This window comes from Vibrio splendidus, assembly GCF_003345295.1.
GTDB classification, from domain to species: Bacteria; Pseudomonadota; Gammaproteobacteria; order Enterobacterales; family Vibrionaceae; genus Vibrio; species Vibrio splendidus_K.
The window spans coordinates 2,452,175-2,465,469 of record NZ_CP031055.1; the positions used below are offsets into that span (position 1 = coordinate 2,452,175).

Below are 13,295 nucleotides of genomic sequence, written 5' to 3' on the forward strand. Positions count from 1 at the left end.
ACATTTGACCATCTCAGCGGCCTAGGGTAACGTTCGTTCATATTTCCAAACGCAGATTTATTATGGCTACTAAGAAACCTGAAAATATGAGCTTTGAAGCGGCTATCGAAGAGCTTGATGGCTTGGTTGATCAACTAGAAAATGGTGATCTAGCTTTAGATGATGCGCTGAAAAAGTTCGAACGAGGCATCTCCCTCGCTCGTGCTGGTCAAAGTAAACTAAATGATGCTGAACAGCGTGTTAGCATCTTACTGCAAAATGATGAAAATGCAGAACTTAGTGACTTTAACCCACAACCAGAATAACGAATTGTATGAGATCCCCTATGATCGAGACTTTATTGTCTTATCAAGCACGTAATAACGAGCAGCTGAACCTTTGGCTTGATCGCCTGCCACACCAAAATCAGAACCTTATCAACGCGATGCGTTATGGGTTACTTTTAGGCGGCAAACGCGCACGTCCATTTCTTGTCTACATTACAGGGGAAATGCTCGGCTGTACCGCTGAAGAACTCGATACTCCAGCTTCTGCAATCGAATGTATTCATGCCTATTCTCTGATTCACGACGACCTTCCGGCAATGGATGACGATGAACTTCGCCGTGGCCATCAGACTTGTCACATCAAATACGATGAAGCAACGGCAATTTTAACTGGCGATGCCCTACAAACTCTCGCGTTTACTATACTTGCGGAAGGCACATTAAGTGCTGACGGGGAAAGCAATCGCGTTCGAATGATTCAACGCCTAGCTGAAGCGTCTGGCGCACAAGGTATGTGCATTGGACAAGCTCTTGATATTGAAGCTGAAAACCGCTCTGTCACGCTAGAAGAGTTAGAAGAAGTTCACCGTAACAAGACTGGCGCTCTAATGAAGAGTGCGATTCGTTTAGGTGCTCTGGCTGCTGGCGAAAAAGCGTTTGAAGTGATGCCTCAATTAGATAAGTACGCCGATGCAATCGGGTTAGCCTTCCAAGTTCAGGATGATATTTTAGATATCATTAGCGATACCGAAACTTTGGGTAAACCACAGGGCTCTGACCAAGATTTGAACAAAAGCACCTACCCTTCTTTGTTAGGTTTAGAGGGCGCTCAAGAAAAAGCGCAAACTCTGCTACAGGAAGCGCTTCAAGCTTTGGCTGCAATCCCATACAATACCCAGTCACTCGAAGAGTTCGCCCGATACGTCATCGAGCGCAAGAACTAAGACAATAAGCGCGCATTACCTATGACTCTTGATATATCAAAGTACCCAACTCTTGCTTTGGCTGATAAGCCAGAGGATTTGCGTCTACTTCCAAAAGAGACGCTTACACAGCTTTGTGATGAATTACGTACCTATCTTCTTAACTCAGTGAGCCAGTCAAGTGGTCACTTAGCGTCAGGCTTAGGTACAGTAGAGCTGACAGTTGCTCTGCACTATGTGTACAACACGCCTTTTGACCAGTTGGTTTGGGATGTTGGCCACCAAGCCTACCCACACAAGATTCTTACAGGTCGTCGCGACCGCTTGTCGACTATCCGTCAAAAAGATGGACTGCACCCATTCCCATGGCGTCAAGAGAGCGAATACGACACCCTATCTGTTGGTCACTCTTCAACATCGATCAGCGCCGGACTTGGTATGGCGATCAGTGCGAAGAAAGAAGGTAAGAACCGTAAAGTCGTCAGTGTCATTGGTGATGGCGCGATTACCGCAGGTATGGCCTTCGAAGCCATGAACCACGCGGGCGATATTCACAATGACATGCTGGTTATCCTTAACGATAACGAGATGTCGATCTCTGAAAACGTCGGTGCTCTAAACAACCACCTCGCTCAAGTTCTTTCTGGCAGTCTTTACACGTCAATTCGTGAGGGTGGCAAGAAAGTGCTATCAGGTGTTCCGCCGATTAAAGAGCTCGTTCGTCGTACAGAAGAACATTTAAAAGGCATGGTTGTCCCCGGCACCATGTTTGAAGAGTTAGGCTTTAACTACATTGGTCCAATTGATGGTCACGATGTCAATGAGCTGATTAAAACGCTGAAGAACATGAGAGATCTTAAAGGCCCTCAGTTCCTGCATATCATGACGAAGAAAGGCAAAGGCTACGAGCCAGCTGAGAAAGATCCAATTGGCTACCATGGCGTACCTAAGTTCGATCCTGCACATTCAAGTCTGCCTAAGAGCACCAGCTCTAAACCAACTTTCTCTAAGATTTTTGGCGACTTCCTGTGTGATATGGCCGCTCAAGATCCTAAGCTAATGGCGATAACGCCAGCAATGCGTGAAGGTTCTGGTATGGTGCGTTTCTCGAAAGAGTATCCAGACCAATACTTCGACGTAGCAATTGCTGAGCAACACGCTGTGACGCTAGCAACGGGTATGGCGATTGCCGGTGATAAGCCAATTGTGGCTATCTACTCGACTTTTCTACAACGTGGCTACGATCAACTGATCCACGATGTGGCAATCATGGATCTACCGGTTATGTTCGCTATTGACCGTGCAGGTCTTGTCGGTGCCGATGGCCAAACACACCAAGGTGCGTTCGACTTAAGTTTCATGCGCTGCATTCCAAACATGGTGATCATGGCACCAAGCGACGAGAACGAATGTCGCCAAATGCTTTACACCGGCCACCAGCACACAGGGCCAAGTGCCGTTCGTTACCCTCGTGGTAATGGCATGGGTACTGAGATTCAAAGTGAGTTTACCGCTCTTGAGATTGGTAAAGGTCGTATCGTTCGCGAAAGCGAAAAAGCAAAAGATGGCTCGAAGGTCGCGATCCTAAGCTTCGGTACTTTCCTTGAGAGTGCACTTCAAACCGCAGACGCTATCGATGCGACAGTTGCAGACATGCGTTTTGTGAAACCGCTAGATGAAGCTCTGATCAAACAACTTGCTGCTGACCACGATGTACTAGTGACTATCGAAGAGAACGCAATTGCAGGTGGTGCAGGCTCTGGGGTGGTTGAATTCTTGATGAAAGAGAAACTACTGATGCCCGTATTAAACCTTGGCTTACCAGACAAATTTATTGCTCAAGGTACTCAAGGTGAGCTGCATGAAGAGCTTGGCTTAGATGCGAAAGGTATTGAGAAGTCTATCTCCGACTACCTTGCCAAATAGCTTTCACAAGCAAACAGCATAAGCGACAAAACCAAAAAGGTTGGCCCTAGGGTCAACCTTTTTAGTATCTGCTAACTGATAAACTATTCGTTGTTTAGCTGTTAGTTATTAGCAATTAAGCCTGCTTAGCAACAAGGCTTAAGTACTGGTGCGTCATAGTTCTCTGGTTCGTCAGAGTAGATAGCAACGTTGAAGTTCTCAACCAAGCCTGTCTCTTCAACACACTGCTCTTGGAAGAACTGTTGAATCTCACGACGTTGGCAGTGTGCTTCGAATGCTTCGTTGTCCGCCCAGATCTCATTGAATGCAATAGGGAAACTCTCACCCTCTGCAAATGGGCTCTGAATGTGACGAGTCACTGTATATTGGATACAACCGTCTTCACGCATTGTGTTTGGCTCTAGTGATTTCAGAACTTCAAACAACTCGTTCAATTTGCCTTCTTTTGGCTGAAATTGAGCAACACAGTAAACCTTCTTAGACATTGTAATTCCTTGTTTTTATCTATTATTGTTCGTTCTTTGGATATTGATTCTTAAACGAGCCAACCTGAAAAATGAGCCACTGCATACAGCGAAATCGCCGCCATAATACCCGCCACGATATCATCAATCATGATACCTAAGCCGCCGTGAACTCGCTTGTCTAACCAACCAATTGGCCAAGGCTTTACCATATCGAAAAAACGAAACAGCACGAAGCCAGCAAATAGCCATTTCCAATCATTAACAGGAATACCCACCAACGGCACTAGGCCCATGGTGATCCAAAAGCCCGCAAACTCATCCCATACAATAGAGCCGTGATCGTGCACGCCCATGTCATCAGACGTCACTTGGCATATTTTGATACCAATAATGCAGCTCACAACCACAAGAATGACATAAATAGGGAAAGGTAACTGAACCAGCAATAGATAAAATGGGATCGACGCAAGCGTGCCCATGGTGCCGGGAATAATCGGCGATAAGCCACTACCAAAACCCGTTGCCAATAAGTGCCAAGGATTTTTAAGAGAGATTGCAGAAAGTGGGTTTGTCATCAATTAACCTTAAAGTGATCGTAACCAGTTAAGTTCCAACTCAGTGGTTCACCATTATTGTGTAATTCAAAATATTCTACAGGTCTTATCTGGCCAATGCAGGTGACTTTTGTTCCAGTGTGTGACAAAGCACTTTCCAATGAGCCTTTATTCTCTTCCGGCACAGTAAAGCACAGTTCGTACTCTTCACCACTGGTCAACGCATACTGTTGAGCCGAAGCAATATCAGATGCGAACTGACGTAGTTCTGGAGAAATTGGCAGCGTACTCACATCAATGCTCGCACCAACCTGAGAACGCTTAAGGATATGTTTTAAATCAGCAATAACACCGTCAGAGATATCAATAGCAGACGAAGCAAGGTTCACGAGCGCTTGACCAGCCAATACTCGAGGAACGCTCATATAGTGTCTTTCTTCAAGCTCGAGAGCATAAGATTTGACTTTGTTCTGTTCAGGATCAAGCAATACTTCTAAGCCGGCTTTGCTATCACCTAGGTTACCCGTTACGTAAATCCAGTCGCCCACTTTAGCGCCATCTCTACGCAGTGCTCGACCTTCTGGCACAAAACCTTGTACAGTCAATGTCAGACTTAGGGGCCCTTTGGTTGTATCACCGCCAATTAACTGAATACCAAAGTAGTCAGCGAGCTTGAAGAAGGAGTCACAGAAGGGAGCAAGCCATTCTTCATCAACTTCTGGCATAGTTAACGCAAATGAAACCCAAGCAGGTGTCGCACCCATCGCAGCAAGGTCGCTAATATTCGAAGCCAAAGCCTTGTGTGCCACCCAAGCAGGGTTAGCCTCTGCTAAGAAATGTGTGCCTGCAACTAAGGTGTCGGTACTGATCGCGATCTCAACATTGCTTGGCGCTTTGACCAAAGCACAGTCATCGCCCGCAGCCAGGTGTACGTCTTTACGTTGTGGTTGTCGATTTACAAAATATTTTTCAATCAGGTTAAATTCGCCAGACATCACATGCCCTATCTTTAGTCTTCATACAAATCACCGTAATTATTGATATTACAGAAATTTAGTTACAAAAAAGGCCAGCATAAAAGCTGACCTTTAGATTCAATATACGAACGTCTTATTTCTTACGAACGTGTGGTGCAGCTTTATCAAGCACACCGTTAACAAACTTATGGCTGTCTTCTGCTGCAAATACTTTTGCAAGCTCGATAGCTTCGTTGATAACCACTTTGTATGGTACATCTTCGCGACGAGTCATCTCGTACATAGCTAAACGTAGAAGCGCTAGTTCCATCAAATCGAGATCTTGCATTGGGCGAGATACGAATGGACGAAGCTTGCTATCAAGTTCCATGTGGTTAAGAGCAACACCAGTTAGCAGGTCGCGGAAGTATGCAACGTCTGTTTCTGGCATAGCTAGCGCAGGTTCTGCGGCATGATGCTCTTCTTCATCATACTTACCACCAGATAAAAACTGTTCTTCAACGGTAGCAATATTTTCTTTAGTAATTTGCCAAGAGTAAATTGCTTGTAGAGCAAATTGACGTGCGTTACGACGTGCGGCTGGTTTCACACTGGCCCCCATTAGGAATCGATTTCAGAAAGAACGTTGATCATCTCAAGTGCGCTAAGTGCTGCTTCTGCACCCTTATTACCAGCCTTGGTTCCTGCGCGTTCAATAGCTTGATCGATCGTATCAACAGTAAGAACACCAAACGCTACTGGAAGAGAAAATTCCAGAGACACTTGTGCCAAACCTTTATTACATTCACTACAAACATAGTCAAAGTGAGGTGTACCGCCACGAATTACTGTACCAAGAGATACAATCGCATCGAACTTACCCGTTTTTGCAACGCGCTGCGCTACAAGTGGAAGTTCTACTGCACCAGGGCATCGAACAACAGTGATGTTGTCTTCGCTTACTTGTCCGTGACGCTTTAAAGTATCGATTGCACCAGAAAGTAAACTTTCGTTAATAAAACTGTTGAAACGAGCAATAACGATAGCAATTTTTGCATTTGGCGCTGGGAAGCCACCCTCGATCACTTTCATAAGCCTTCCTTTAACTATTTTCATCAAGTGAGAATCGCCGGATTCTAGCACAAAACTGTGAGCAATATCTAATGCTAATTTAGCAGAGCAGACGCCGGGGATGTAAAGATGATAGTGCAGCGTTGCTCCCAAACATATAGGAGCAGCAAGCAGAAAAGCTCGTTCATTTGTCACAGAGCAAATCAAGCTTCCCTACTTTGCTCTTTTGGCATTATTTACAACCAAAAGAGCAACTAAAATCATCCGTGAATTATGTTGCTACGACCTATGTCGCAGCGATCTATATTGAAACGAGAACAGGCGTGCTTGCTCATACAAAGCTTATGCACCCAAGTCTTATTCACAAACGTACTCAACAACGTTAAGACCAAAGCCACCCAATGCGTGGTAACGCTTAGAGCTTGAAGACAACAAACGCATATCGTGAACGCCTAGGTCTTGTAGAATCTGAGAACCTACGCCAACACGACGAGAGGTACCCTGCTTCTTAGCCATGGTTGGTTGCTCATTCTTATCTTGAGCTTCGAATGTCTTCACTTTGTGGATCAAAGAATCAGACGACTCTTCGTTACCCAGAATAACCAACACGCCGCCTTCGTCACCAATACGCTTCATCGCTTTATCTAGCGACCAGCTACGCTCGGTACCACGATCTGAATGAAGCAGATCGGTGAACGTATCGTGCAGGTGAACACGCACTAAAGGAGCACCCTCAGACAGGTCGCCTTTTTGCATCGCGTAGTGGATCTGGTTATCAATTGTGTCGCGGTAAGTCACTAGCTCGAAATCACCAAACTCTGTTGGCAGGTGGCACTGTGCTACACGCTCAATTGTCGTTTCAGTGTTATTGCGGTATTCAATCAAGTCAGCAATCGTGCCTAGTTTGATATCGTGTTTTTCAGCGAACACTTCAAGATCAGGGCGACGAGCCATGGTGCCATCGTCGTTTAGGATCTCAACGATAACTGAAGCAGGCTCACAACCGGCAAGACGAGCTAAATCACAACCCGCTTCTGTGTGGCCAGCACGCGTTAGAACGCCGCCTTCTTGAGCTGTCAGCGGGAAGATATGACCAGGTTGAACTAAGTCAGCCGCTTTTGCATCTTTTGCCACTGCTGCTTGAACGGTAACTGCACGGTCTGATGCAGAGATACCTGTAGTTACGCCTTCAGCTGCTTCAATTGAAACCGTAAAGTTTGTGGTGTACTGCGCGTTGTTGTCTTGAACCATAGGCGCTAGACCCATACGGTTTGAACGCTCTTTGGTAAGAGTTAGACAGATTAAGCCGCGGCCATACATCGCCATGAAGTTAATGGCTTCTGGCGTTACATGTTCTGCTGCCATGATAAGATCGCCTTCATTTTCGCGATCTTCATCATCCATCAGGATAACCATTTTTCCTAGGCGAATGTCTTCAATAATTTCTTGAGGAGTACTAATTGGCATTGTTTTATATCCTTTGAAATGGTTCTGCTTCCTAGAACCGACATATTTAAACCTGATGATATTGCTTAGCTTTTACAAAGTGCTATTTGGAGACTGAGTAAAAGTTATTAGGCAAAACCATTCTGCTGTAAGAATTCCATCGTCAATCGAGATTCAGGCTCAGACTCTTGCTGCTGACCTTGTAATAGACGCTCCATATAACGCGCCAATACATCGACTTCTAGATTCACTTTACGACCGACATTGAATTGGTCGATGGTTGTTTCTGACGAGGTGTGAGGAACGATGGTTAACTTAAATGCATTTTTACGTAAATCGTTCACCGTAAGGCTTATACCATCAACTGTGATTGAACCTTTCTGAGCCACGTACTTTGAGATTTCAGCGGGCATTTCTACCCAGAACTCAATCGCACGTCCAACTTGGTTACGCTCAACAATCTCGCCCACACCATCAACGTGACCAGACACGATATGACCACCGAAACGTGTCGTCGGCAGCATCGCTTTTTCTAGGTTAACCTTATCGCCTGCTTGGTAATCCACAAAACCCGTTTTTTTCAGGGTCTCAAGCGATAGATCTGCACTGTAGCTGTGGTCATTGAATTCAACAACCGTCAAACAAACTCCGTTGGTGGCAATACTGTCACCAAGTTTAACGTCGGCCATATCAAGCTTACCAACGTTAACCGTTACGGTAATGTCTTCTCCGCGGGGAGTAATAGCACTCAATGTACCTACGGTTTCTACAATTCCTGTGAACATTTTAAAACTCTTCTTGTTGTCAACGATACTCATATTGCTCGCTACTTTTAGAGCTCAACACTTACCGTTGAACATGTATTTCTGATGCGAGGGTTTATGGTCGTGTCAGTTATTTTTTACGATTGGTATTACGGCTTCTATTGTAGTTTCGCCAATATTGGCTTCGCCACAATGCGAATATCTACGCCAACCTGTCTAACATCTTTAATTTCTAGGTCAATAACGTCAGACATTGAAGTGAGCCCTAATGCTCCCATCAAGCCTCGTCCGTCACTGCCCATTAGTTTAGGGGCTAAATAGAGGATTAGCTCATCCACCAACTGCGCTTCAATTAAGCTTTTTGCTAAGGTAGCGCCCGCTTCGACCCAAATATGGTCAATATGATTCGCTGGCAATTGACGCATTAAATCGTGTAAGTCCAGCTGACCTGCATCCGTTGTTCCGACTGTAATATCAGCAGAGGTTTCAGCGACTCTCAATACCGAAGTTGGTGACTGGAATAACTTGAGCTCAGGATACAGTTGATTTTGGCGATCAAGAATCACGCGAATCGGCTGACGCAGCTCGTCTTCAGCGTAATGATCTTTGATACTGCTTGGCAACTCTGCCCAACGAACATTCAACGACGCGTTGTCTTCAATCACCGTTTGGCTGGTTGATAACACAGCACCTGATTTAGCTCGGTAGTTCTGAACGTCACGGCGCGCTTCTGGCGACGTGATCCACTGGCTTTGACCATTTTCCAATGCCGTTTGGCCATCAAGGCTCGCCGCCATCTTTAACTGAACGAATGGCATGCCAGTTTGCATACGCTTGATAAATGCAGGGTTCAAGTCGAGAGCATCTTGCTCTAATAAACCGATTTCAACCTCAATGCCGGCGTCGCGTAGCATTTTGATACCACGGCCTGCGACCTTCGGGTTTGGGTCTTGCATGGCACAAATTACTTTTGAAACTTGAGCCTTAATCAAGCCTTCAGCACAAGGCGGTGTTCGACCATAGTGCGAACAAGGCTCTAACGTGACATAAGCAGTCGCACCTTTTGCCTGGTCACCTGCCATGCGCATAGCGTGAACTTCAGCATGAGGTTCACCGGCTTTGGCGTGAAAACCTTCACCAACGATCTGACCGTCGGTTTGCACGATGACACAACCCACATTCGGGTTGGGGGCAGTGGTGTAAATGCCGCGTTTGGCTAACTGAATAGCACGCGACATCATTTGAAAATCTAGGGGAGTAAAGTTTGACATGATTGAGGCATTAATCCTCTAATTTAGCGATTTCTTCGCCAAACTCTCGGATGTCTTCAAAGCTGCGGTAAACAGAGGCAAAACGAATGTACGCCACTTTATCCAATTCTTTCAACTGGCCCATCACAAGATTACCAATCATCTCGCTTGGTACTTCACGCTCACCAGTTGCACGGAGTTGTGACTTAATCGTACTGATCGCAAGTTCGATCGCATCAGCACTCACTGGGCGTTTTTCTAGGGCGCGCTGAACACCACCTACCATTTTATCTTCATTAAATGGTTCGCGGTTTCCATTCGACTTTATGACTTTCGGCATCACAAGTTCTGCCGATTCGAAAGTCGTAAAACGTTCGCTACATGCAAGGCATTGACGGCGACGACGAACCTGATGGCCATCGGCTACCAGTCTTGAATCGATTACTTTAGTGTCGTTCTCTGAACAAAAAGGACAATGCATATCACCTCCAAATAATTGAATATCAGTGTAACGGAATTGCCAAACGTTAGGAAAGAAAAAGGGCCAATTAAGGCCCTTTTGTGTGGTGATTCATTGATTATTGCTACTCGATCGCCATTTCAAAAATGAGCTGAGGAGTAAAATTAACGACCAGCGTTATCCGCGAATCAAATAGTTCGCTTTACCTACCCATTTGTAGCTTGTCAGTTCTTCTAAGCCCATTGGGCCGCGAGCGTGCAGCTTCTGGGTTGAGACTGCGACTTCAGCGCCTAAACCAAACTGTGCGCCATCAGTAAAACGTGTTGATGCATTTACATAAACCGCCGCAGAACCGACAGAGTTAATAAAGCGCTCTGAGCTCTCTAGGCTGTTGGTCATGATCGCATCTGAGTGACTCGCGTTGTGTACACGCATGTGGTCAATCGCTTCTGCCACATCCGCTACCACTTTTACGCCTAGCGTGTAGCTTAGCCATTCAGTGTCAAAGTCGCCTTCAATCGCATCACGTTGGTCTTCAAAACCCGCTAGCAGCGATTTTGCGCTAGCATCAGCAACCAAGGTAACCTTGCCCGCTAAACGCTGTGTTAGCTGCGATAAGAAAGCCTCAGCAACCGCTTCGTGCACTAATAATGTATCGAGTGAATTACACGCAGACGGGCGTTGAACTTTAGAGTTTTCAACCACATCAACAGACTTTTCAAGGTCAGCGCTTTCATCAACAAAGATATGACTGATACCAAAACCGCCAATGATCACTGGAATGGTGCTGTTCTCTTTACACATCTTGTGCAAGCCAGCGCCACCACGAGGAATGATCATATCCACGTAGTCATCCAACTTAAGCAGTTGAGATACTAATTCACGATCAGGTTTTTCAATGTACTGAACTGAAGCGGCAGGAAGCTCAGCTTTCTCTAATGCAGACTGGATGACTTTAACCAGTTCCATGTTCGAGAAGAACGTCTCTTTACCACCACGTAGAATGCTTGCGTTACCTGTCTTCAAACACAGAGCTGCAATATCAATGGTTACGTTTGGACGCGCTTCATAGATAACACCAACCACACCAAGCGGCACACGGCGGCGAGACAGTGACATACCGTTTTCCAGTACCTTACTGTCCATTTCGCTGCCTACTGGGTCGTTCAGGCTAATCACGTTACGCACATCGTTAGCGATACCTGTTAAGCGCTCTTCGTTCAGCAATAGACGATCTAAAAGTGCATCAGTCAGGCCCGCTTCACGGCCAAGTTCGATATCTTTCGCGTTCGCTTCTAGAATCGTTGCCGCGTTTGCTTCTAGCTCATCAGCGATGATCGCCAATGCTTTGTTCTTTTGCGCCGTTGATGCGGTCGCTAGGTGGAAAGCAGCGTCTTTTGCTGCAATACCCATGTTAGTTAAATCCACGTTTAACTCTCCCTAAATTCTGTCTGTCTTTGGATGTAAAAAGGCGATTTACGATTATGTATATTCGCAGCGCATCGCCTTATCATCACGAACTACTCTTGAATCACAACTAGGTCGTCACGATGAATGACTTCTGACCCATAATCGTATCCAAGAATGCCGCCAATATCTTTACTGTGCTTGCCTGCAATTTTTGCTAGGTCTTGGCTTGAATAGCTAGCGATACCACGCGCAATGACTTTGCCTTTGCTGTCTGTGACTTGAGTGACTTCACCACGAGAGAATTCGCCTTTAACTCGAATAACCCCTTTCGCCAACAAGCTACTGCCCTTGGTGTTAACTGCGTTCACCGCTCCATCGTCGACTACGATGTCACCAGCAGAAGCTGGGCCCGCTAGAATCCAACGTTTACGGTTTTCAAGCGCTTCAGCTAAAGGCAAGAAACGTGTGCCTTGTGGGTTGTCACTCAATGAATCAAACACCACATTTTCAGCACTGCCTGCTGCAATAATCACTTCGATACCCGCACGACGAGCAATATCAGCCGCCTGCAGTTTTGTCGCCATGCCGCCGGTACCTAACGTAGTACCACTGCCACCTGCGATCTTACGCAGTGTGTCATCAATGGTTTTTACTTCTTTGATAAGTTCAGCATTCGGATCTTTACGTGGGTCTGCCGTAAACAGGCCTTTTTGGTCAGTGAGTAACAAAAGCTTATCAGCGCCACATAAAATACCAACCAGTGCCGATAAGTTATCGTTGTCGCCCACTTTAATTTCATTGGTGGCTACTGCGTCGTTTTCGTTTACTACCGGAATAATATCGTGCTCAACGAGCGCGTTGATCGTGTCACGTGCATTCAGAAAACGCTCGCGATCATCGAGATCAGCACGAGTCAGTAGCATCTGGCCAATCTTAAGGCCATAGATAGCAAACAAAGACTCCCAAACTTGAATCAACTGACTTTGCCCAACTGCTGCAAGCAATTGTTTGCTTGCCATCGAGTTGGGAAGTGCGGGGTAACCAAGGTGCTCACGTCCGGCTGCAATTGCACCAGACGAAACCATAACCACAGAGTGGCCTTGTTTTTTTAATTCAGCACATTGACGAACCAGCTCAACCATGTGAGCGCGGTCTAATGCCAATGTTCCACCAGTTAAGACACTGGTACCCAGTTTAACAACGACAGTTTTACTCTGTGTTGTTGTCCCGCTTTGATGATTTGTTGTCATGAAGTCTTTTATGAATAAAACAAATAAGAGGTGATGTTTTAGCAATCAACAGGGGAATTCACAAGCAGAAAAGGTGCGAAATCGCACCTTTTTGCTTTATAGAGAAGAGTAACCTTCAAAATCAGACGAATTCGACAGACTCTTCGTCTAACTGAACGCCGATTTCAAATTTCTTTTGAAGTTCGTCAACCAGCTTTTGGTGAAAGGCTTCTTGAGTTCGAGACACCTCAGCGACCGCCTTTTTAGGTAATGGCAAAGGATCCCAGTTACCATCAATGTTGTATTTACCCGTGTTGTACTTCGCCGAGAATCCTTCTTCCGACTTATCCAACTCTAACCACCAGCCCCAGAACTCACGCTCTTCTGGTGACTTTTTATCGTTCACACACACAGACAAGCAATCAAAAATGTAATGACCATCTTCTGATTGCGGCTCCCTCAAGTAAGGCCCAATAGCCTTTAAAACGTTTAACAAGCGATAATGCGTAGGTTGTTGTGTCACTTCTGACATATTGAATCTCCATTTCAATGTTAAGAATGACGTTACTCAGA

Annotated in this window: 15 protein-coding genes; 3 read left to right on the forward strand and 12 right to left on the reverse strand. The window is 45.7% G+C overall.

The genetic code is table 11. The annotated features are described in order from the left end of the window. Positions 1–62 precede the first annotated feature (62 nt). From xseB to dxs, 3 genes are read left to right on the forward strand one after another with little or no spacing between them, the layout of a single operon-like run. The gene (xseB, locus tag DUN60_RS10740) at positions 63–305 is read left to right on the forward strand and encodes an exodeoxyribonuclease VII small subunit (protein ID WP_004734405.1); all 243 of its coding nucleotides are present in this window, start codon (positions 63–65) and stop codon (positions 303–305) included. A gap of 20 nt (positions 306–325) precedes the next feature. After that, entirely contained in the window at positions 326–1,210 is an 885-nt protein-coding gene (gene ispA / locus DUN60_RS10745; RefSeq protein ID WP_004734404.1) for a (2E,6E)-farnesyl diphosphate synthase, read from the forward strand. Positions 1,211–1,231: 21 nt separating this feature from the next. Continuing rightward, a complete protein-coding gene (gene dxs, locus DUN60_RS10750) occupies positions 1,232–3,115 on the forward strand; it encodes a 1-deoxy-D-xylulose-5-phosphate synthase (protein WP_114633928.1) in 1,884 nt (627 codons plus the stop codon). Positions 3,116–3,240: 125 nt separating this feature from the next. Here the strand turns inward: dxs and DUN60_RS10755 are convergent, their stop codons facing one another. The 12 genes from DUN60_RS10755 to crl all read right to left on the reverse strand — a co-directional run bounded on the left by DUN60_RS10755 (position 3,241) and on the right by crl (position 13,254). After that, positions 3,241–3,600 (reverse strand): putative quinol monooxygenase, encoded by a 360-nt coding sequence (locus tag DUN60_RS10755; protein WP_004734402.1) that lies wholly within the window; start codon positions 3,598–3,600, stop codon positions 3,241–3,243. Positions 3,601–3,650: 50 nt separating this feature from the next. Further along, entirely contained in the window at positions 3,651–4,157 is a 507-nt protein-coding gene (gene pgpA, locus DUN60_RS10760) for a phosphatidylglycerophosphatase A (RefSeq protein WP_114633929.1), read from the reverse strand. Beyond that, a complete protein-coding gene (thiL, locus tag DUN60_RS10765; RefSeq protein ID WP_114633930.1) occupies positions 4,157–5,131 on the reverse strand; it encodes a thiamine-phosphate kinase in 975 nt (324 codons plus the stop codon). The genes pgpA and thiL overlap by 1 nt, the downstream gene beginning before the upstream one ends. Positions 5,132–5,246: 115 nt before the next feature. Then, positions 5,247–5,714 carry a transcription antitermination factor NusB gene (gene nusB, locus DUN60_RS10770; RefSeq protein WP_102553670.1) on the reverse strand — a complete coding sequence of 156 codons (468 nt, stop codon included), beginning with the start codon at positions 5,712–5,714 and terminating at the stop codon, positions 5,247–5,249. Continuing rightward, a complete protein-coding gene (ribH, locus tag DUN60_RS10775) occupies positions 5,714–6,184 on the reverse strand; it encodes a 6,7-dimethyl-8-ribityllumazine synthase (RefSeq protein ID WP_004734398.1) in 471 nt (156 codons plus the stop codon). Before ribH ends, nusB begins: the two co-directional genes overlap by 1 nt. Positions 6,185–6,520: 336 nt before the next feature. After that, positions 6,521–7,630 carry a bifunctional 3,4-dihydroxy-2-butanone-4-phosphate synthase/GTP cyclohydrolase II gene (gene ribBA / locus DUN60_RS10780; protein WP_017076226.1) on the reverse strand — a complete coding sequence of 370 codons (1,110 nt, stop codon included), beginning with the start codon at positions 7,628–7,630 and terminating at the stop codon, positions 6,521–6,523. A 107-nt stretch (positions 7,631–7,737) separates the two neighbouring features. Further along, entirely contained in the window at positions 7,738–8,394 is a 657-nt protein-coding gene (locus DUN60_RS10785; protein WP_029225212.1) for a riboflavin synthase, read from the reverse strand. A 137-nt stretch (positions 8,395–8,531) separates the two neighbouring features. After that, positions 8,532–9,614 (reverse strand): bifunctional diaminohydroxyphosphoribosylaminopyrimidine deaminase/5-amino-6-(5-phosphoribosylamino)uracil reductase RibD, encoded by a 1,083-nt coding sequence (ribD, locus tag DUN60_RS10790; protein WP_114633931.1) that lies wholly within the window; start codon positions 9,612–9,614, stop codon positions 8,532–8,534. Positions 9,615–9,654: 40 nt separating this feature from the next. Further along, positions 9,655–10,104, reverse strand: a complete 450-nt coding sequence (gene nrdR / locus DUN60_RS10795) for a transcriptional regulator NrdR (protein ID WP_004734394.1) — start codon at positions 10,102–10,104, stop codon at positions 9,655–9,657. Between the two features lie 156 nt (positions 10,105–10,260). Then, positions 10,261–11,511, reverse strand: coding sequence for a glutamate-5-semialdehyde dehydrogenase (locus tag DUN60_RS10800; protein WP_114633932.1), 1,251 nt, complete (start codon positions 11,509–11,511; stop codon positions 10,261–10,263). A 92-nt stretch (positions 11,512–11,603) separates the two neighbouring features. Next, positions 11,604–12,788 (reverse strand): glutamate 5-kinase, encoded by a 1,185-nt coding sequence (proB, locus tag DUN60_RS10805; RefSeq protein WP_208638341.1) that lies wholly within the window; start codon positions 12,786–12,788, stop codon positions 11,604–11,606. Positions 12,789–12,864: 76 nt separating this feature from the next. Next, entirely contained in the window at positions 12,865–13,254 is a 390-nt protein-coding gene (gene crl / locus DUN60_RS10810) for a sigma factor-binding protein Crl (protein WP_004734391.1), read from the reverse strand. Positions 13,255–13,295 lie beyond the last annotated feature (41 nt).

Excerpts from the sequence above, each read along its gene's own strand:
- ispA (WP_004734404.1), top strand. The coding sequence starts at position 326 with ATGATCGAGACTTTATTGTCTTATCAAGCACGTAATAACGAGCAGCTG.
- nusB (WP_102553670.1), bottom strand. The coding sequence starts at position 5,714 with ATGGGGGCCAGTGTGAAACCAGCCGCACGTCGTAACGCACGTCAATTT.
- DUN60_RS10785 (WP_029225212.1), bottom strand. The coding sequence starts at position 8,394 with ATGTTCACAGGAATTGTAGAAACCGTAGGTACATTGAGTGCTATTACT.
- dxs (WP_114633928.1), top strand. The coding sequence starts at position 1,232 with ATGACTCTTGATATATCAAAGTACCCAACTCTTGCTTTGGCTGATAAG.
- ribBA (WP_017076226.1), bottom strand. The coding sequence starts at position 7,630 with ATGCCAATTAGTACTCCTCAAGAAATTATTGAAGACATTCGCCTAGGA.
- nrdR (WP_004734394.1), bottom strand. The coding sequence starts at position 10,104 with ATGCATTGTCCTTTTTGTTCAGAGAACGACACTAAAGTAATCGATTCA.
- DUN60_RS10755 (WP_004734402.1), bottom strand. The coding sequence starts at position 3,600 with ATGTCTAAGAAGGTTTACTGTGTTGCTCAATTTCAGCCAAAAGAAGGC.
- crl (WP_004734391.1), bottom strand. The coding sequence starts at position 13,254 with ATGTCAGAAGTGACACAACAACCTACGCATTATCGCTTGTTAAACGTT.
- xseB (WP_004734405.1), top strand. The coding sequence starts at position 63 with ATGGCTACTAAGAAACCTGAAAATATGAGCTTTGAAGCGGCTATCGAA.
- thiL (WP_114633930.1), bottom strand. The coding sequence starts at position 5,131 with ATGTCTGGCGAATTTAACCTGATTGAAAAATATTTTGTAAATCGACAA.
- ribD (WP_114633931.1), bottom strand. The coding sequence starts at position 9,614 with ATGATGTCGCGTGCTATTCAGTTAGCCAAACGCGGCATTTACACCACT.
- pgpA (WP_114633929.1), bottom strand. The coding sequence starts at position 4,157 with ATGACAAACCCACTTTCTGCAATCTCTCTTAAAAATCCTTGGCACTTA.
- ribH (WP_004734398.1), bottom strand. The coding sequence starts at position 6,184 with ATGAAAGTGATCGAGGGTGGCTTCCCAGCGCCAAATGCAAAAATTGCT.